Here is a 17,600-nt window from a genome sequence, read left to right as displayed (position 1 = left end):
CTGATCCGATGAAACTGCTCGCCTTTGAAACCGCCACCGAAGCCTGCTCCGTTGCCCTGCACGTCGATGGGCAGGTGCTGGAACGCTTCGAGATCGCCCCGCGCCGGCACGCCGAACTGAGCCTGCCGTGGGCCGAGGCGCTGCTGGCCGACGCCGGCATCAGCCGTCGCCAGCTTGATGGCATCGCGCTCAGTCGCGGTCCGGGTGCGTTCACCGGCGTGCGCCTGGCGATTGCCATCGCCCAGGGCATCGCACTGGCACTGGACCGCCCGCTGCTGCCGGTCTCGACGCTGCAGGTGCTGGCGCTGCGGGCACCGGCGGAAGAAACGCAGATCCTGTCAGCGATCGATGCGCGGATGGGCGAACTCTATGTCGCGCGTTTCGAGCGGGTGGACGGCCTGCCGGTCGCGCGGGATGCCGAGCGCGTTTGTGCGCCTGCCGCGGTGGCGCTGCCGGATGGGCTGTCCGCCTACGGTGTGGGTACCGGTTTCGGCGCAGCCGAGGGCGCACTGGTGGCGCAGCTTGGTGCTGGCCTGCGTGGATTCGATGCCGCCGCATTGCCGCGCGCGTCGGACGTACTGGCACTGGCGGTGCCGGCCTTCGCGCGCGGTGAAGCCATCGCACCGGAGAAGGTCGAGCCGGCCTACCTGCGCGACAACGTGGCACTGACCCTGGTCGAGCAGCAGGCGGCGCGCGAAGCGAAGGCGAAGGCCAACGGCTGAGCCCCTCGTGGCGGGGTTGGTTGATCGCGTAAATCAAAAGCCGCGCTTGGCCGGGCGGGGTGGGTTCGCGGGGGACGCCGTGAACCCGTCCCTGGGGGCTTGGCCGCGGCATCCATGCCGCGGACACCCCCGCGCCCCCCCCGCCCGGCCTCTGACAGTTTCCGTGTGCGTTCGCCACGGAAAATCAAAAGAAAATCAAAGTCAAAAGCGGGTCGCTTCGCTAGCATCCACGGTTGGCGTGGATGTGTGTCGACCAAGGTCGACACCTACCAATAGCAATGATGCGCCGGGATCTGTCAGAGGTGGGGCGGTGTGGGCTTGCAGGACCGTTGGCGCCATGGGCCCGAGGCACGCCTCGGGCGGGTTGGGCAGGACGCCCAACCCCGGTCTTGCCGTGTGCGCAGGACAGCGCAGACGAGCAAGGCGCCAACGAGCCCCCATGGACGGGTTTACGGCGTGTCCTGCAAGCCCACACCGCCCCGCCAGGTCCGGCATCTCCGCCGCCGCTTCTGCTGTTGCTTCGGTTGTGGCCGTCGCCTCTGCGGGTCCCGGGCCGCAGGCCCGGGCAACAAAAACCTACCGGTCGTCGTGCAGGGTGCCGCCGGGCAGGAACACCCACGTGCGGGTCACCTGCAGGATGTCGATCTCGTCCTCGGTCTTCGGCAGCGGCGGGAACGGCTGCGCGAGCTGCACCACCCGCAGCGCCGCCTCATCCAGCAACGGCGTCCCGCTTGAACGCAGGATCCGGCTGCTTTCCACGCTGCCATCGCGGCGCACGCCCACGCTGATCACCACCTGGCCGCCGAGCCGGCGCTGCCGGGCCTCGTCCGGGTAGTTCAGGTTGCCGACGCGCTCGGCGCGGTCGACCCAGGCGCGCAGGTAGTTGGCATAGGCATATTCGCGCGTGCTGGCCGACACGAACTTGCGGTTCGGGCGCTTGGCGTACTGCGCGGAACGCAGATGCACCTCCGCCGCCAGTCGTGCCATCTCGGCGTCGCGCTGTTCGCGCGCGGTCAGCGGTGCATCCGGTTCGGGCTGCTCCGGTGTCGGCCGCGGCTGGGCCTGGGCCACCGTCTCTTCGCCATTGCGGCTGCTTACCACGCGCGCCTGCGGCGGCGGAACCGGTGCGGCCGACTGCTGCTGTTGTGGCACTGGGCTCAGCCCCGCCTGCGCCTGCGGCACGATGCCGGCCTGGTTGTCGCGCGGGCGCTGCGCACGGTCGTGCTCGCCACCACCTTGCTGGCTGGCGGCGGCAAGGAAATCGGCCTGCTTCGGCGTCAGTGCGGTGCGGGTCTGGCTGAAGATCACCTCCAGCGTCGGCACCAGCGGTGCGTCGCCCTTCACCGCAAAGCCCACGCCCACGATCAGCAGGGCGTGGACCACGACCGACAGCGCGATGGTCGCGCCCAGCCGTTGCGCTTCACGCGGCGGCGGGGGCAGGACGGCAGGTGCGGCCGCCATCAGCGCAGGCCGGCCTCGAGCGCGTCGAACAGGGTGCCGGCGATGTTCAGGCCGTACTGCGCGTCCAGCTCGCGCACGCAGGTCGGGCTGGTCACGTTGACCTCGGTCAGGTAATCGCCGATCACGTCCAGGCCGACGAAACGCATGCCACGACGCTTCATCTCCGGGCCCACCTGGCCGGCGATCCAGCGGTCACGCTCGCTCAGCGGGCGACCTTCGCCACGGCCACCGGCCGCCAGGTTGCCGCGGAACTCGTCACCCTGGGGAATGCGCGCCAGGCAGTAGTCGACCGGTTCGCCGTCGACCAGCAGGATGCGCTTGTCGCCGGCCGTGATGTCGGGAATGAACCTCTGGGCCAGCGCCAGCTTGCGGCCGCCATCGGTCAGGGTTTCCAGGATCACATTCAGGTTCGGATCGCCCTGGCCGCTGCGGAAGATCGAGCGGCCGCCCATGCCATCCAGCGGCTTCAGCACGGCCTGGCCGTGTTCCAGGGCGAAGGCCTTCAATGCCTTGGCATCGCGGCTGACCAGGGTCGGCGGGCAGCACTGCGGGAACAGCAGGGCGGCCAGCTTCTCGTTGTAGTCGCGCAGGCCCTGCGGGTTGTTGACCACGCAGGCACCGGCAGCGGCGGCCACGTCCAGCACCTGGGTGTCGTAGATGTACTCGGCGTCGACCGGCGGGTCCTTGCGCATCAGCACGATCTGGCCGGGACCGAACTCGGTACGGCTGAACGCCCCCAGCTCATACCAGCCGGCCGGGTCGTCGCGCACCTGCAGCGGTGCGGTCTGGGCCACCGCCACGCCACCTTCCAGGGCCAGCCCGCCCGGCCGCACGTAGTGCAGGGCATGGCCGCGGCGCTGGGCTTCCAGCAGCATGGCGAAGGTGGTGTCCTTGGCGATCTTGATGTGGGCGATGGGGTCCATCACCACGATGACGTTCAACGGCATGGGCGCACCTGTCAGGCAAGGCGTTGATGGTAGCGGCAACGCCGGCCGCGCGCCTCCCCGCCGTACTGCAACGCAGCGTCCGCCTGCCGGCGGCGCAGTCATTGCGAACCCGGTCACGTTCAGCCGGGCGCCACCCCCTGCGCGGTAAGCCGGCCTTGAAGCGGGCGCGGAAAGTGCGATATAGATACGCTTTCGCAGCGGCTCCCGCCAGAGATTGGGCCGTGCGCTTGGGGATAGGCAATGACTGAAAACACGACTGCGGGCGGGGAACTCGCAGGACTCCGGGTGATGGTCATCGATGATTCGAAGACCATCCGCAGGACTGCGGAAACGCTGCTCAAGCGCGAAGGCTGCGAGGTGGTCACCGCCACCGACGGCTTCGAAGCGCTTGCCAAGATCGCAGACCAGCAGCCGCAGATCATCTTCGTCGACATCATGATGCCGCGCCTGGATGGCTACCAGACCTGCGCGCTGATCAAGGGCAACCAGCTGTTCAAGGCAACCCCGGTGATCATGCTGTCATCCAAGGATGGTCTGTTCGACAAGGCGCGGGGGCGCATTGTCGGCTCGGAGCAATACCTGACCAAGCCTTTCACGCGCGAAGAACTGCTGGGTGCCATCCGCACATACGTCAACGCCTGACCAGGGGGGAAAGGCACAATGGCTCGTATCGTCCTGATCGAGGATTCACCGACCGACCGCGCGGTGTTCACCCAGTGGCTGCGCCGTGCCGGCCACGAGGTGCTGGAAGCGGACAACGCCGAGGATGGCCTGCAGCTGGTCCGCGACCAGGTGCCGCAGCTGGTGCTGATGGACGTGGTCCTGCCCGGCATGAGCGGGTTCCAGGCCACCCGTGCAATGGCCCGTGATGCAGCGATCAAGCACATCCCGGTGATCATCGTCAGCACCAAGGCGATGGAAACCGACAAGGCCTGGGGCCTGCGCCAGGGCGCAGCCGATTACATCGTCAAGCCGCCGCGCGAGGATGAACTGATCGCGCGGATCAACGAACTGGTGGCCTGATGCGCTCGCCCTTCGACATCCTTGAAGCCTACGAACGGCGCAGCCTGGCCCACGCGGTGCAGCTGCCCGGGCGGCAGTTCGCCCAGGACCTGTGGCGTGGCGTCGGTTTCCGCGTCGGCCAGCGCCGGCTGGTGTCCGATTTCCGCGAAGTGGTGGAAATCGTGCCGATGCCGCCGGTGACCCCGGTGCCCTGCGCGCAGCCCTGGCTGCTGGGCGTGGGCAACCTGCGCGGCAACCTGTTCCCGGTGGTCGACCTGAAGTACTTCCTGGAAGGCACGCGCACCGTGCAGCAGGAAGGCCAGCGCGTGCTGATCATGCGCCAGGCCGGCGGCGACGTCGCACTGACCATCGATGAACTGTTCGGCCAGCGCAGCTTCGAGCTGGACCAGCAGATCGAGGCCGGCACCCTGGCCGAAGGTCGCTACGGCCATTTCGTTGACCGTGCCTTCCATGCCGACGGCCATGACTGGGGCGTGTTCTCGCTCTCGCTGCTGTCGCGCACCCCTGAATTCCGGCAAGCCGCGGCCTGAGGCCGGGCATCGCCCCCTGCATTGAAGATCGAGGTTGAACGATGAGTACTGCTTCGGACGCCACCAAGACCGGCAAGCTGCGGCTGGGCGGCAGCAACCTCTGGCTGTTCCTGCTGCTGGCATCGATGATCCTGTTCGGCGTCAACACCGGCGTCGCCACCTGGCAGGGCAGCCGCCTTGCCGACGCCGGCTCCAAGGCCGCCGACCTGCAGGTGCTGTCACAGCAGCTGGCCAACCAGGGACGTGACGCGGTCGGCGGCAACGCCCAGGCCTTCACCGCCTTCAAGGCCACCCGCAACGCGATCGAACAGAACGTGTCGACGCTGCAGGGCCGCTATGGCAAGGAGCCGGGCGTGTCCGGTGCCATCGCCACCCTGGGCGAGACCTGGGCGCCGCTGGGCAAGCAGGCCGGGCAGCTGGTGGCCAGTGAGCCGGCCGTGCTGGCGCTGGCCGGCAATGCCAACAACTTCACCGGTGCGGTGCCGGGCCTGCAGGCCCAGCTGAACGAGCTGGTGCGCGCGATGTCCGCCTCCGGCGCGCCGTCGTCGCAGGTGTACAGCGCACTGCAGCAGGTCGTGGTAGCCGGTTCGATGGCCCGCCGCGTGACCGAAATGCGTGCCGGTGGCAGCGCCGCGGCGACCTCCGGCGATGCACTGGCGCGTGACATCACCGTGTTCTCGCAGGTGCTCGACGGCCTGCGCAACGGCAACGAGGAACTGGGCATCACCGCCGTGCGCGGTGCCGCCGCCGTGGCCGCGCTGGAGCAGTCGCAGCAGAAGTGGGAAGCGATGAAGCAGGACGCCGACGCGATCCTGGCCAGCTCGCGCCAGCTGTTCGCGGCGCAGTCCGCCGCCACCGCGCTGGGCCAGGGCTCGGCCCACATGCTGGATGACAGCCGCAAGCTGTTCGACGCGTTCTCCTCGTTCGGCTCGGTGTCCGACACTCGCCTGTTCCCGAATTTCTGGATCGGCGTGGTGTCCGGTGCGCTGTCGCTGATCGCGATCATCGGCTTCGTCTCCACCAACGTGCGCAGCCGCTCGCGGGAGCAGGAACTGCGCTACCAGACCCAGGTGGAATTCAACAGCCGCAACCAGCAGGCGATCATGCGGCTGCTGGACGAAATCTCCTCGCTCGGTGAGGGCGACCTGACGGTGAAGGCCTCGGTGACCGAGGACATGACCGGCGCGATCGCCGACGCGATCAACTACGCCGTCGACGAGCTGCGCCACCTGGTGACCACCATCAACGACACCTCGGCCAAGGTCGCGATGTCCACCCAGGAAACGCAGGCCACCGCCATGCAGCTGGCAGAGGCGGCGGGCCACCAGGCCAACCAGATCACCTCGGCCTCGGACCGCATCGGCGAAATCGCGGCGAGCATCGAGCAGGTGTCGCGCAACTCGGCCGAGTCGGCCGACGTGGCACAACGTTCGGTGGTGATCGCCGCCGAAGGTGCCGGCGTGGTGCGCGAAACCATCCAGGGCATGGACCAGATCCGTGACCAGATCCAGGAAACCTCCAAGCGCATCAAGCGCCTGGGCGAGTCGTCGCAGGAAATCGGCTCGATCGTGGAACTGATCAACGACATTTCCGAGCAGACCAACATCCTGGCGTTGAACGCGGCGGTGCAGGCGGCGTCGGCCGGTGAAGCGGGCCGCGGTTTCGCGGTCGTGGCCGACGAAGTGCAGCGCCTGGCAGAACGTACCTCGGGCGCGACCCGACGCATCGAAAACCTGGTCCAGGCCATTCAGGCCGACACCAACGAAGCGGTTACCTCGATGGAGCAGACCACGGCCGAAGTGGTGTCCGGTGCGCGCCTGGCCGAGGACGCCGGTACCGCGCTGACCGAGATCGAGCGCGTGTCCAACGCCCTGAACACCCTCATCAAGAACATCTCCATCGCCGCCCAGCAGCAGTCGGCCGCCGCCTCGGACATCACCCGCACGATGGGCGTGATCCGGCAGATCACCGGCCAGACTTCGCAGGGTGCAGGGCAGACGGCAGAGTCGATCGGCCACCTCGCGCAGCTGGCGGCGGACCTGCGCCGTTCGGTCGCCGACTTCAAGCTGCCGGCGTGACGCGGGCAGGGCGGCGAGCAAGGAACCAGTCGATGAAGCATTTCCATTCCCCACGCCAGAACTCGCGCGGCTTCCGCGCGGCGGCGAACGGAGCGCGTCCATGAGCAGTCTGCGCGATGCGATGAGCCATGCAGCGCTGGGTTGGGTCAAGCCCGAGCTGGACGAGACCCTGCGCCAGGTGCGCAACGAGGTCGAGTACTACGCGGAAGATCCGACCGATGCCAGCCGCATGCGCATCTGTGCCGGCTACCTGCACCAGGTGCAGGGCACCCTGCGCATGGTCGAGCTGTATGCCCCGGCGATGGTGGCCGAGGAACTGGAGCAGCTCGCCAACGCCATCGGCGCCGGCCGCGTGACCGACCGTGATGAGGCCTGCGCGACCCTGATGCGCGGCAGCGTGCTGCTGCCGGACTATCTGGAACGCCTGCAGAACGGCCATCGCGACATTCCGATCGTGCTGATGCCGCTGCTCAACGAGATCCGCGCGTCGCGTGGCGAAGAGGGCGTCACTGACAGCGTGCTGCTGGCCTTTGCGCCGGACAGCGTCACCGCCACCGAGGCCGAGCTGGACCATGCTCGTGGCAGCCTGAGCGGGCGCAACCGCGAGCTGCTCGATACGGTCGGCAGCGCGGTGAAGGAAGAACTGCTGCGTATCAAGGATGCGCTTGACCTGCACCTGCGCACCGGCGGTGCGCCGGAACAGCTGCAGACCCAGGCCAACGAGCTTGGCGCCGTGGCCGATACGCTGGGCATGATGGGCCTGGGCGTGGCCCGCGGCGTCGTCGTGCAGCAGCGCGACGCGCTGCGTGGCGTGGTCGAGGGCCGTCAGCAGATCGACGAGAACCTGCTGCTGGATATTGCCGGTGCACTGCTGTACGTCGATGCCTCGTTGGACGACCAGGTCGCCCATCTGGGCGCCGGCGGCAGTGGCGAGGACGACCCGAGCGCGGTCGAGAACCGGCGCACGGTGGAAGTGCTGGCCCATGAAGCCATCGCCAACTTCGCCGCCGCCCGCGAGCATTTCGTCGCCTTCATCGAAACCAGCTGGAACCATGCCGAGCTGCAGGACGTGCCGCGCCTGCTGGGCGATGTGTCCGGCGCGCTGCGAATGCTCGACCTGGGCACCGCCGCCGATTACCTGCGTGGCGTACAGCAATACATCGAGGCCGAACTGATCGGCCGCCAGCGCGTGCCCAGCGGCCGCCAGCTGGACACCCTGGCCGATGCCATGGCCAGCCTGGAGTACTACCTGGAAGCCCTGCGCGACCGCCGCCCGGGCCGCGAAGATATCCTCGAAATCACCCGCAGCAGCCTCGAGGCACTGCGCTACTGGCCGCTGCCCGAGCGCAATGCCGTCGCGCCGGAAGCGCTGGCGGTACTGCCGGTCGAACCGGAGCCGGTCACCCTGCAGGCCGAACCGCTGCAGCCGGAGCGCATCGAGATTCCGGTGCAGTCTGCCGCGCCCGCCGCCGGCGACGTGCCGGTGCCGCTGCCGGACTTCACCTTTGATCCGCCGCCGGCCACGCCGGCGCCGATGGTGTCCGACAACCGCCTGATGTTCGGCGCACTGGGCACTGTCGCAGCCGTGGCTGCCAGCACGGCTGATACCGATGCCTCGCCGTTGCCGACGCACGATGATGCGGAGGCAGCGCTGGTCTTTGCGGCGTCCAGCGCACCTGCGCCGGATGTCCCACAATGGGAGCTGGCGCCGTTCCATCCGGAGGCCGACGCGGTCGCGCCTGCCGATGACGAGCGCAGCCCGACCTTCGCCAGTTTCGATCCAGTCAGCTTCGAGCTGGCTGACAGCGGTCACTCCGATGCACCGCAGTGGTCGCTGTCCGAGGCGCCGCAGGTGCTTGAGGAAAGCGCAGCGCCTGCGATCGACGAGACGACGGACGCCGTGGTTTCGTCCGCGACCGGATTCGATGCTGCACCGGTGTTCGATCCGGTGGCGGCCGAGCAGGATGCGGTTGCCGAGGCCGACGACGTGGTGTTCCGCTTCGACGCCGATGCATTGGACAACGCTGACGACGTGCTGTCGCTGCATGCGATGGAAACGCTGTCGCTGGACGATGACGCCGGGTTGCATCCGTCGCTGGAGATCGTGGACGCCGTGGCGCCGCCGCCGGCCGATGCATCGCCAGCGGCAGAGGTCGAGGTGGATGTGGGTGAGGCTCCGGATGACCTGCCGGCATCGTCGATCACACCGCCGTCGATCGAAGCACCCGCCCAGGCAGCGGAAACCTCGGCACCGGCCGTGTCGATGATCGATATCGACACCATCGCGCCGATCGATTTCAGCGAGGCCGATGCCCAGTTCTTTGCCGAGCTGAGTGCAGCCGCTGCCGGCTTCAATCCGCAGGCGATGCCCGCTGCGGCGGCACCGGAGGCGATGGTTGCGACCGACGCCGACGCCAATGCCGACGCGAATGCGGGCTTCGACGCCGGCTTCGACGACGACGCCGAGAACATCGACGAGGACATCCGCGAGGTGTTCCTGGAAGAGTTTGACGACGAGCTGGCCAATCTCGGCACGCTGCTGCCGGCGTGGCGCATGCAGCCGGACAACATGGACCGGCTGCGTCCGATCCGCCGCATCTTCCATACCCTGAAGGGCAGTGGCCGCCTGGTGGGCGCACGCACGCTGGGCGAGTTCGCGTGGAAAATCGAAGGCATGCTCAACCGCGTGCTGGATGGCAGCCGCGCCGCGTCGCCGGCGGTGCTGGCGATGGTCGACAACGCACATGCGGCGCTGCCACAGCTGAACGCAGCGCTGCGCCACGGCCAGCGCATCAGCGTCGACCTGCAGGCCATGCAGGCCATTGCCGATCGTGTCGGTGCAGGCGAGGAAACCTACTACGTACCGCTGCCGGGTGCGGGCGCGCCGGTTGTACCGGTTGCCGAAGCCGACGGTGAAGACGAGATCAGCCGCATTCTCGACGCCGAGTCCGCCGCTTCGGCGCCGACCGATGCCGCCGTGGAGGCCGAAGTCGCCGGCACGCCGGCGAACATCGACAGCGTGCTGCGCGAGATTCTCGAGGCCGAGGTGGAAGTCCACCAGGCCACCCTGCAGGACTGGCTGCGTTCGGCACAGCAGGCACCGCAACCGGTCAGCGATGCACTGCTGCGTGCGGTGCATACCATGAACGGCGCCTTCGCGATGACCGAAGTGCCCGAGATCACGGCTGTGACCGGCGGCGCCGAGTCTTACATCAAGCGTGCACTGGCCGCCGAGGTGGTACCGGGTGATGAAGGCGTGGCCGCCCTGGATGCGACCGCGCAGGCGATCACCGCCACCATGGAAGCATTGCAGGCCGAACAGCCGCGCATTGCGCCGCAACAGGTACTGGCACAGCGTCTGCAGGCGCTGGCCGGCGCGCTGCCGGAAGCGCGCTGGCCGATGGCAGGCCTGGAAGACGAAGAAGACGACCTGGCGTTGGATGACGAACCCGCAGCGGAATCGGATGTGGACGCATCGACGGCCATTGCGTCCGGAACCGATGCCGTGCCGCTTTCGTTTGTGGCACCGGAGCAGGAACCGGAGGTACATGCCGATGCTGCGCAAGCCCCGGTCGCCGACGTGGCGATCGAGGCCGGGCTGGAGGTCGGTGAGCTGACCGCCAGCGACGATCTTTCGCGCTACTTCGATGCCGGATGGCCGTCGGTGGTCGAATCGATCCAGGTGGCCGACGATGTGCCAGGCGTTGCCGTAGCCGGCGTCGAGGCGGAGTCCGAAGGCGTGCCGCCGTTGTCCGACGATGCCGGTTTGACCGTCGTAGATGATCTGTCGCCATACCTGGATGCCAGTGCGCTGCCGGTCGACGACCGCGACGCCGAAGAGATCCCGGCTGCTGTCGAAGCCGTCGCATCTGACCTGAATGCGCCATCGGTCGATCACGCGTACGTCGCTGATGCCGTGGCGTTCGAAATGCCTGCTGCACTGCCGCTCGACAGCGAGCTGTCGAGCCTGCAGGATGAAATGGCTGCGCCGGGGTTTGCAGAACCGGTCTCGCTGGAAGCCGCGCTCGAGGCCGGCCTGCACGTGATCGACGAAGAGCAGCCCCTGGCCGACGACGGGCAATGGCCCGTGCTCGGCCTGCAGGCCAGCGAACTCGCGCCGGGCGAGGCGGAAGCCTTTGCCGAGGATGCGGACGTCGGCGGGGAGGCGGCGATCGGTGAAGGAGAGAGCGCCGATCAGCCGTCCCCGGCGACGGTGAATGAGGAGATCGCGGAGGCCGCTGCGCCCGCCACCGCCGAACCGGTGCGCTTCTTCGAACTGGAAGACGCGCCGGGCCAGGCGGATGTCCACGCCGAAGCCGAAGCCGCCGACGTCAATGCGGTTGCCGTGCCGGATGCCGCAGCAATCGGCGTGCCTGAAGCCGACGTGCCTGAAACCGTGGCACCTGACGTCCATGCCATCCCGGTGCCGGAAGACAGGGCCGATGCGCTCGACTTCAGCGTCTACGATCGCGAGCTGGTCGACATCTTCGTCGAGGAAGGCAAGGACCTGCTCGACCACTGCGATGGCCTGATCAGCGAGCTGCGTGATGCACCGCAGGACCGCGAGGTGCTGGCCGGCCTGCAGCGTGACCTGCACACCCTGAAGGGTGGTGCACGCATGGCCGGCATCAACGCCATCGGCGATCTCGGCCACAGCATCGAATCGTTGCTGGAAGCCGTCGCCGCCGGTCGCACCGAGATCGAACGCCGCGATGTGCAGTTGCTGGAACGCGGATTCGATCGCCTGCACCAGCTGCTGACCCGCACCGGTGACCACCGCGTGGTGGAACCGGCGCAGGATCTGGTCGACGCGTTCGAAGTGCGTACCACGACCGATATCGCCGCTGCGGCGGCAGCCGCGGCAGCGGCCGCCAACGTGGCGAACGTCGCAGAAGCCGCGTCGGCACCGGTCGCCAGCCCGGCGCCGGCACTGCTCGATGCGCCGTTGTCGGCACCGCTGCCGGCCGAAGGCGTGGTCGATGAAGACCCGCTGGCGCGCCCGCAGCAGGAACAGGTGCGCGTGCGCGCGGATCTGCTCGACCGCCTGGTCAACCATGCCGGTGAAGTGGCGATCTACCGCTCGCGCTTGGAACAGCAGCTCGGCGCCTTCCGCGGTGCGATGGGCGAACTGGAGCGCACCAATGCACGACTGCGCGACCAGCTGCGCCGCCTCGACCTGGAAACCGAAGCGCAGATCGTCGCCCGCTACCAGCGTGAGCAGGACCAGGCCGATCAGAAGTTCGATCCGCTGGAACTGGACCGCTTCTCCACCCTGCAGCAGCTCAGCCGCGCGCTGAACGAGTCGGCGGCCGATCTCGGGGGCCTGCAGGGCGTGCTCGACGACCTGTCGCGCCAGTACGACTCGCTGCTGCAACAGCAGTCGCGCGTCAGCTCCGAGCTGCAGGACGGCCTGATGCGCGCGCGCATGGTGCCGTTCGATGGCCTGGTGCCGCGCCTGCGCCGCGTGGTCCGCCAGTCCGGCATGGATACCGGCAAGCAGGTGCACCTGACCCTGGAAGGCACCCACGGCGAACTGGACCGCAACGTCCTCGACCGCATGGTCGCGCCGCTGGAGCACATGCTGCGCAACTCCGTGGCCCACGGCCTGGAAGCGCCGGAACAGCGTCGTGCCGCCGGCAAGCCGGAAGAGGGCGAAGTCGCCATCCGCCTGCACCGTGAAGGCTCGGAAATCGTGCTGGAAGTGGCCGATGACGGTGCCGGTCTGGACCGTGAAGCGATCCGCCGCCGCGCCATCGATCGTGGCCTGCTGGCCGCCGACGCGCAGCCGAACGAGCAGGAACTGGACAACCTGATCTTCGCCTCCGGTTTCTCGACCGCCGACCAGGTCAGCCAGCTGGCCGGTCGCGGTGTGGGCATGGACGTGGTGCGCAACGAAGTGCGCCAGCTCGGCGGCTCGGTCGACATCCAGTCGGTGCGTGGCCAGGGCGTGCGCTTCACCCTGCGCCTGCCGCAGACGCTGGCCGTCACCCAGGCGGTGTTCGTGCAGATCGGCGAAACCACCTTTGCCGTGCCGGTGGCCTCGGTCAGTGGTATCGGCCGCCTGTCGCGCGAGCGCTTCGAGGCCGCCGACAGCAGCTACCGCTACAGCGGCGAAGACTATCCGCTGTATGACCTCGGCAGCCTGGTCGGGCAGGCCCCGGCACGTGCCGATGGCCAGGACCAGGTGCCGCTGCTGCTGGTGCGTGCCGGTGACCTGCGCGCTGCCGTGGCGATCGACCAGGTGCTGGGCAACCGCGAAATCGTGGTCAAGCCGGTCGGCTTGCAGATCGCATCGGTACCGGGCATCTACGGTGCCACCATCACCGGCGATGGCCGCGTGGTGGTGATCCTGGACGTCGCGCCGCTGGTGCGCCGTTTCCTGGCCAATCCGACCGCACCGGTGCTGGCCAATGCGCCGCGCGACGAACGCCAGGTGCCGCTGGTGATGGTGGTCGATGACTCGCTGACCATGCGCAAGGTGACCGGCCGCATCCTCGAACGTCACAACTTCGAAGTCAGTGTTGCCCGCGATGGCGTGGAAGCGCTGGAGCGGCTGGAAGAGCGCGTGCCGGACCTGATGCTGCTGGATATCGAGATGCCACGCATGGATGGCTACGAGCTGGCCACCGCGATGCGCGCCGACCCGCGCTACAAGGATGTGCCGATCGTGATGATCACCTCGCGCAGCGGCGACAAGCACCGCCAGCGCGCCTTCGAGATCGGTGTCCAGCGTTATCTGGGCAAGCCGTACCAGGAACTGGACCTGATGCGTAACGTGTACGACCTGCTGGGGATCGCCCGTGTCCGTGAGTGAAACCCATCCGGCTCCGGCCGTTGCCCTGCTGGCCCGCCCCGGTGCGGCGCGCGAACGCCTGCGCGAGGCGCTGTCGCATGCAGATGTGCAGCTGGTCCTGGAAGATGATCCGAACGGCCTGGAGCCACAGGTGCTGCAGGCGGCAGATCCGCAGTTCGTGGTGATCGCGCTGGAAGCTGCCATCGAGGACGCACTGGAACGGCTGGAAGCCGTGCTCTCGGCACCGGGGCTGACCCTGGTGTTCGATGAGGCCGAGCTCGCCGCACGCCGCGACGGCTGGGAGGCCCAGCGCTGGGGGCGCCATCTGGCCGCCAAGCTGCATGGCCACCAGCAGGTGTTGCCGCCGGGTGCCGAGGAAGAGCCCAGCCTGCAGCTGGAGCCCGGCCATCCGGCGCCCGCGCCGGCGCCGCAGGAAGAAGCCCTGCAGCCGCACCTGGAGCAGGCGCTGAGCTGGGCCGATGAGGTTCCGGCAGACGGCCTGTATTCGCCTCCGGCACACCTGCACGAACCGATCGCGCTGGAGCAGGCCCTGGCGGCGCTGCAGCCGGTCCTGCCCGAATCCCTGGAGCCGCCTTCGCCGCCGCCGCAGGCGCTGGCCGAACCGGCGATGCCTGCGGCTCCGCCGGTCTCCTTCGATCACACCGCCTGGTCGCTGGTCGAGGAATCGATCGACGCGCCGGTACCGGCAGAAGCCGTGGCGCCGGTCGCCGCGCCGCAGCCCTCCTTCGATACCGATCATCTGAGCCTGGTCGATCTGGATGCCGCCGCCCCGGCCGGTGCGCGCGCCGCATCGCTGCTGGTGCTGGCCGGCATCGGTGGCCCGGATGCCTTGCGTCGCCTGCTCGGCGCGCTGCCCGCGTCGTTGAGCGTGCCGGTGCTGGTGCACATGCGCCTGGATGGTGGCCGCTACGGCAACCTGGTCAAGCAGATGTCGCGCGTTTCGCCGTTGCCGGTGCAGCTGGCCGAGGCCGGCCAGCACGCCATACCGGGCGAGGTCCACGTGCTGGCCGATGATATTGGCGTGCGCGCGGCCAGCGATGGCCTGCATTTCCAGAGCGATGCCACTGGCATTTCGCTCGCTGCATTGCCGGCCGAACACACCGCGCTGGTGCTGCTCAGCGGCGCCGACCTGGCCCACGTCGGCCCGGCGCTGGACCTGGCGGCTGCCGGTGCGTGGGTGGCCGGGCAGGTGGGCGAGGGCTGCTACGACCCGGCTGCAGCCACTGCGGTGGTTGCTGCCGGCATGGTGGCTGGTGAACCGCAGGAACTGGCGCAGGCGATTGCCGCGCGCTGGGGTGAGCAGGACGACAACGGAGAAGCACCATGAGCTACGCCAGCAATGACGAAATCCGCGGCGTCCTGATCCAGGCCGGCAACGAGCGCGTGCTGCTGCCCAATGCCACCGTGGCTGAAATGATGTCGCGCGTCCCGGTGCAGCCGGTCTCCGATGCCCCGCGCTGGCTGGTTGGTGAAATCGGCTGGCATGGCTGGCAGGTACCGCTGGTGTCGTTCGCACGTCTTTCCGGGCTGGGCGAAGAGACGGTGGCCGGCCACAACAAAGTGGTGGTACTGAAGTCCCTCAGCGGCAATGCGCAGCGCCCGTACTACGCGCTGCTGACGCAGAACTTCCCGCAGCTGATCTCGGTGCCGCGCGACGGCCTGTTGGCCGACGCTTCCGAAGAAACCCTGCCGCAGATCGTGCACATGCGCGTGCTGCTGGGTGAGCAGAGCGCGCTGCTGCCGAACCTGGATGCGCTGGAAGCGGCGCTGGATTCGCTGGCGGCCTGATCGGGAACCCGCCGGTCGGATTCCCGGTAATGCCGGCCGCTGGCCGGCAACCTCATGATCCGGTGGATGCCGGCCAGCGGCCGGCACAACTACGAACCAGCCTTACCCCAGATCGCCCAACCGCGCCTGCAACGCCGCGATCGCGGCCAGTCCGGCCGTTTCCGTGCGCAGGATCCGCGGCCCCAGCTGCAACCCCTGGAATCCTGCCGCGGCCAGTTGATCGCGGTCGCGCGGCGACCAGCCGCCTTCCGGGCCGATCGCAATCACGATGCCGCCGGCGGGAGCGGCTTCCAGCGTCGACAGGCGATGCGCCCCCTGCGGATCCAGGGTCAGCCGCAGCGAATCGGCTGGCAGTGCCGCTGCAGCCTGCGCCAGCGACAGCGGGGAGCCCACCTGCGGAATGCGCGCACGCCCGGATTGTCCGCAGGCCGAGGTCACCACGTTGTTCCAGTGCGCCACGCGCTTCTCGGCCCGTGCCGCATCCAGCTTCACCTCGGTGCGCTCGGCGTTGACCGGAAGGATCGCGGCCACGCCCAGCTCGGTCGCCTTCTGCAGGATCAGGTCCATCTTCTCGCCACGGGCGATGCCCTGCAGCAGGGTGATCGCCAGTGGGGATTCGTTGCCGATGGCCTGCACCGCGTCGATGCGCACCTGCACCTCGCGCTTGCCGGCCACGGTCAGCGTTGCGCTGTAGTCATGGCCGTCGCCGTTGAACAGCACGCAGGTGTCTCCCTCGCGCAGGCGCATCACCCGCACCAGATGGTTGGCGGTCTCTTCCGGCAGGGTCACGGTCTGGCCGCTGTGCAGCGCCAGGTCGATGGGGCAGCGGGTCACGCGCATGCAATCGCCTCGTCGATGGCCGCCAGCGTGGTGTGTGCCAGCAGCTCCAGTTGTTCGTCATCCACGCAGTAGGGTGGCATCCAGTACAGCACGTCGCCCAGCGGGCGCAGCACCACGCCGCGCCTGAGGGCGGCCTTGTAGGCCTGCAGGCCCAGCCGCAGGCCCGGGTCGAACGGCGTGCGCTTGTTGCCGTCGCGCGACAGCTCGAACGCCACCACCATGCCGGCCTGGCGCACGTCGGCCACGTGCGGGTGGTCGGCAAACGGTGCCGCCAGCGTGCCCATCACCGAGGCGATGTCCCGGTTGCGCGCGATCACATCGTCGTCGCGGAAGATGTCCAGCGTCGCCAGCGCCGCAGCGCAGGCCAGCGGGTTGCCGGTGTAACTGTGCGAATGCAGGAAGGCGCGCTCGCGCGAGTCGTCGAGGAAGGCGTCATACAGCGCCTGCGTCGCCAGCACGGCGGCCAGTGGCAGGAAGCCACCGGTCAGGCCCTTGGACAGGCACATCAGGTCCGGCATCACCCCGGCCTGCTCGCAGGCGAACAGGGTGCCGGTGCGGCCGAAGCCGGTGGCGATCTCGTCGGCGATCATGAACGCGCCATGGGCATCGCACAGTTCGCGCACGCGCTGCAGGTAGACCGGGTCATGCATGCGCATGCCGCCGGCACACTGCAGGCGCGGTTCCAGGATCACCGCGCAGATCTCGCCCGGGTGCTGGTCGAACAGCGTGGCCAGGCCATCGGCGGCCTGCCGCGCGCGATCGGCCGCGCTCTGGCCGGGTTCGGCCAGGTAGGCATCGGGCGAGGGGGCAAACAGGCCTTCGGCCAGCAGCGGTGCATAGACGCGGCGATACAGCGGAATGTCGCCCAGCGCCAGCGCGCCCAGGGTCTCGCCGTGGTAGCCGTTCTCGAGCGCGATGAAGCGCGTGCGCCGCGGCTCCCCCCGGTTCTGGAAGTACTGGAACGCCATCTTCAGCGCCACTTCCACGCCGGCCGAACCATTGTCGGCATAGAACACCTTGGCCAGCGGCTCGCGGCCGGGCTGGCGAGGTGCCAGTGCCAGCAGGCGCTCGGCCAGGGTGATCGCAGGTTCGTGGCCGAAGCCGGCCAGCATCACCTGTTCCAGCTGCCCGGCCTGGGCGGCGATGGCGCCACCGATGCGTGGTTCGGCGTGGCCGAACAGATTGGTCCACCAGCTGCTGACAGCATCCAGATAGCGGTTGCCGTCGTGGTCGATCAGCCACGCGCCTTCGCCACGGGCGATCGGCACCAGCGGCAGGGTGTCCGGATGCTCACGCATCTGCGTGCACGGGTGCCACAGCACCTGCAGGTCGCGCTGCCGCCAGTGGCGGGCCAGCGGGGAGGGGGTTGGGTCTGCTAGCATTTCGGGCTCATGAAC

The 17,600-nt window shown here is 68.6% G+C and carries 12 protein-coding genes; 8 read left to right on the top strand and 4 right to left on the bottom strand.

The genetic code is table 11. The features are described from left to right. The first annotated feature begins 8 nt into the window (after nucleotides 1-8). On the top strand, nucleotides 9-722 hold the full coding sequence (gene tsaB, locus CCR98_RS16065) for a tRNA (adenosine(37)-N6)-threonylcarbamoyltransferase complex dimerization subunit type 1 TsaB (RefSeq protein WP_087923385.1): 714 nt from the start codon (nucleotides 9-11) through the stop codon (nucleotides 720-722). A gap of 576 nt (nucleotides 723-1,298) precedes the next feature. On the opposite strand, the gene CCR98_RS16060 is transcribed toward tsaB, so the two are convergent. After that, on the bottom strand, nucleotides 1,299-2,183 hold the full coding sequence (locus tag CCR98_RS16060; protein WP_087923384.1) for an energy transducer TonB: 885 nt from the start codon (nucleotides 2,181-2,183) through the stop codon (nucleotides 1,299-1,301). Further along, nucleotides 2,183-3,130, bottom strand: coding sequence for a glutathione synthase (gene gshB / locus CCR98_RS16055; protein WP_087923383.1), 948 nt, complete (start codon nucleotides 3,128-3,130; stop codon nucleotides 2,183-2,185). The genes CCR98_RS16060 and gshB overlap by 1 nt, the downstream gene beginning before the upstream one ends. Before the next feature lie 240 nt (nucleotides 3,131-3,370). Here gshB and pilG point away from each other — a divergent pair, with 240 nt between their 5' ends. The 7 genes from pilG (at nucleotide 3,371) to CCR98_RS16020 (ending at nucleotide 15,363) form a co-directional block, all read left to right on the top strand. After that, on the top strand, nucleotides 3,371-3,772 hold the full coding sequence (gene pilG / locus CCR98_RS16050; RefSeq protein ID WP_005418455.1) for a twitching motility response regulator PilG: 402 nt from the start codon (nucleotides 3,371-3,373) through the stop codon (nucleotides 3,770-3,772). Nucleotides 3,773-3,790: 18 nt separating this feature from the next. Beyond that, nucleotides 3,791-4,153 (top strand): response regulator, encoded by a 363-nt coding sequence (locus CCR98_RS16045; RefSeq protein WP_005410717.1) that lies wholly within the window; start codon nucleotides 3,791-3,793, stop codon nucleotides 4,151-4,153. Continuing rightward, on the top strand, nucleotides 4,153-4,683 hold the full coding sequence (locus CCR98_RS16040; RefSeq protein ID WP_087923382.1) for a chemotaxis protein CheW: 531 nt from the start codon (nucleotides 4,153-4,155) through the stop codon (nucleotides 4,681-4,683). Before CCR98_RS16045 ends, CCR98_RS16040 begins: the two co-directional genes overlap by 1 nt. A 41-nt stretch (nucleotides 4,684-4,724) precedes the next feature. Continuing rightward, the gene (locus CCR98_RS16035) at nucleotides 4,725-6,761 is read left to right on the top strand and encodes a methyl-accepting chemotaxis protein (protein ID WP_014038185.1); all 2,037 of its coding nucleotides are present in this window, start codon (nucleotides 4,725-4,727) and stop codon (nucleotides 6,759-6,761) included. A gap of 100 nt (nucleotides 6,762-6,861) precedes the next feature. Beyond that, nucleotides 6,862-13,575, top strand: a complete 6,714-nt coding sequence (locus tag CCR98_RS16030) for an Hpt domain-containing protein (RefSeq protein ID WP_087923381.1) — start codon at nucleotides 6,862-6,864, stop codon at nucleotides 13,573-13,575. Further along, a complete protein-coding gene (locus CCR98_RS16025) occupies nucleotides 13,562-14,902 on the top strand; it encodes a chemotaxis protein CheB (RefSeq protein WP_087923380.1) in 1,341 nt (446 codons plus the stop codon). The genes CCR98_RS16030 and CCR98_RS16025 overlap by 14 nt, the downstream gene beginning before the upstream one ends. Beyond that, on the top strand, nucleotides 14,899-15,363 hold the full coding sequence (locus CCR98_RS16020) for a chemotaxis protein CheW (protein ID WP_014648089.1): 465 nt from the start codon (nucleotides 14,899-14,901) through the stop codon (nucleotides 15,361-15,363). The genes CCR98_RS16025 and CCR98_RS16020 overlap by 4 nt, the downstream gene beginning before the upstream one ends. 102 nt (nucleotides 15,364-15,465) lie before the next feature. Here CCR98_RS16020 and CCR98_RS16015 read toward each other — a convergent pair whose 3' ends face one another. Both CCR98_RS16015 and bioA read right to left on the bottom strand, forming a co-directional pair. Beyond that, on the bottom strand, nucleotides 15,466-16,203 hold the full coding sequence (locus CCR98_RS16015; protein WP_087923379.1) for a 16S rRNA (uracil(1498)-N(3))-methyltransferase: 738 nt from the start codon (nucleotides 16,201-16,203) through the stop codon (nucleotides 15,466-15,468). Further along, nucleotides 16,194-17,585 carry an adenosylmethionine--8-amino-7-oxononanoate transaminase gene (gene bioA, locus CCR98_RS16010; RefSeq protein WP_232463038.1) on the bottom strand — a complete coding sequence of 464 codons (1,392 nt, stop codon included), beginning with the start codon at nucleotides 17,583-17,585 and terminating at the stop codon, nucleotides 16,194-16,196. The genes CCR98_RS16015 and bioA overlap by 10 nt, the downstream gene beginning before the upstream one ends. Nucleotides 17,586-17,600: the final 15 nt, after the last annotated feature.

Source organism: Stenotrophomonas sp. WZN-1 (assembly GCF_002192255.1).
In the GTDB taxonomy this organism is placed as follows: domain Bacteria; phylum Pseudomonadota; class Gammaproteobacteria; order Xanthomonadales; family Xanthomonadaceae; genus Stenotrophomonas.
The sequence above is the reverse complement of the archived record's forward strand: the minus strand, read 5'-3'. Positions and strand labels throughout refer to the sequence as shown.

What these genes read in the sequence shown, in the direction of transcription:
- CCR98_RS16035 (WP_014038185.1), top strand. Translation starts at nt 4,725, where the DNA reads ATGAGTACTGCTTCGGACGCCACCAAGACCGGCAAGCTGCGGCTGGGC.
- CCR98_RS16040 (WP_087923382.1), top strand. Translation starts at nt 4,153, where the DNA reads ATGCGCTCGCCCTTCGACATCCTTGAAGCCTACGAACGGCGCAGCCTG.
- pilG (WP_005418455.1), top strand. Translation starts at nt 3,371, where the DNA reads ATGACTGAAAACACGACTGCGGGCGGGGAACTCGCAGGACTCCGGGTG.
- CCR98_RS16030 (WP_087923381.1), top strand. Translation starts at nt 6,862, where the DNA reads ATGAGCAGTCTGCGCGATGCGATGAGCCATGCAGCGCTGGGTTGGGTC.
- bioA (WP_232463038.1), bottom strand. Translation starts at nt 17,585, where the DNA reads ATGCTAGCAGACCCAACCCCCTCCCCGCTGGCCCGCCACTGGCGGCAG.
- CCR98_RS16045 (WP_005410717.1), top strand. Translation starts at nt 3,791, where the DNA reads ATGGCTCGTATCGTCCTGATCGAGGATTCACCGACCGACCGCGCGGTG.
- gshB (WP_087923383.1), bottom strand. Translation starts at nt 3,130, where the DNA reads ATGCCGTTGAACGTCATCGTGGTGATGGACCCCATCGCCCACATCAAG.
- tsaB (WP_087923385.1), top strand. Translation starts at nt 9, where the DNA reads ATGAAACTGCTCGCCTTTGAAACCGCCACCGAAGCCTGCTCCGTTGCC.
- CCR98_RS16015 (WP_087923379.1), bottom strand. Translation starts at nt 16,203, where the DNA reads ATGCGCGTGACCCGCTGCCCCATCGACCTGGCGCTGCACAGCGGCCAG.
- CCR98_RS16060 (WP_087923384.1), bottom strand. Translation starts at nt 2,183, where the DNA reads ATGGCGGCCGCACCTGCCGTCCTGCCCCCGCCGCCGCGTGAAGCGCAA.
- CCR98_RS16020 (WP_014648089.1), top strand. Translation starts at nt 14,899, where the DNA reads ATGAGCTACGCCAGCAATGACGAAATCCGCGGCGTCCTGATCCAGGCC.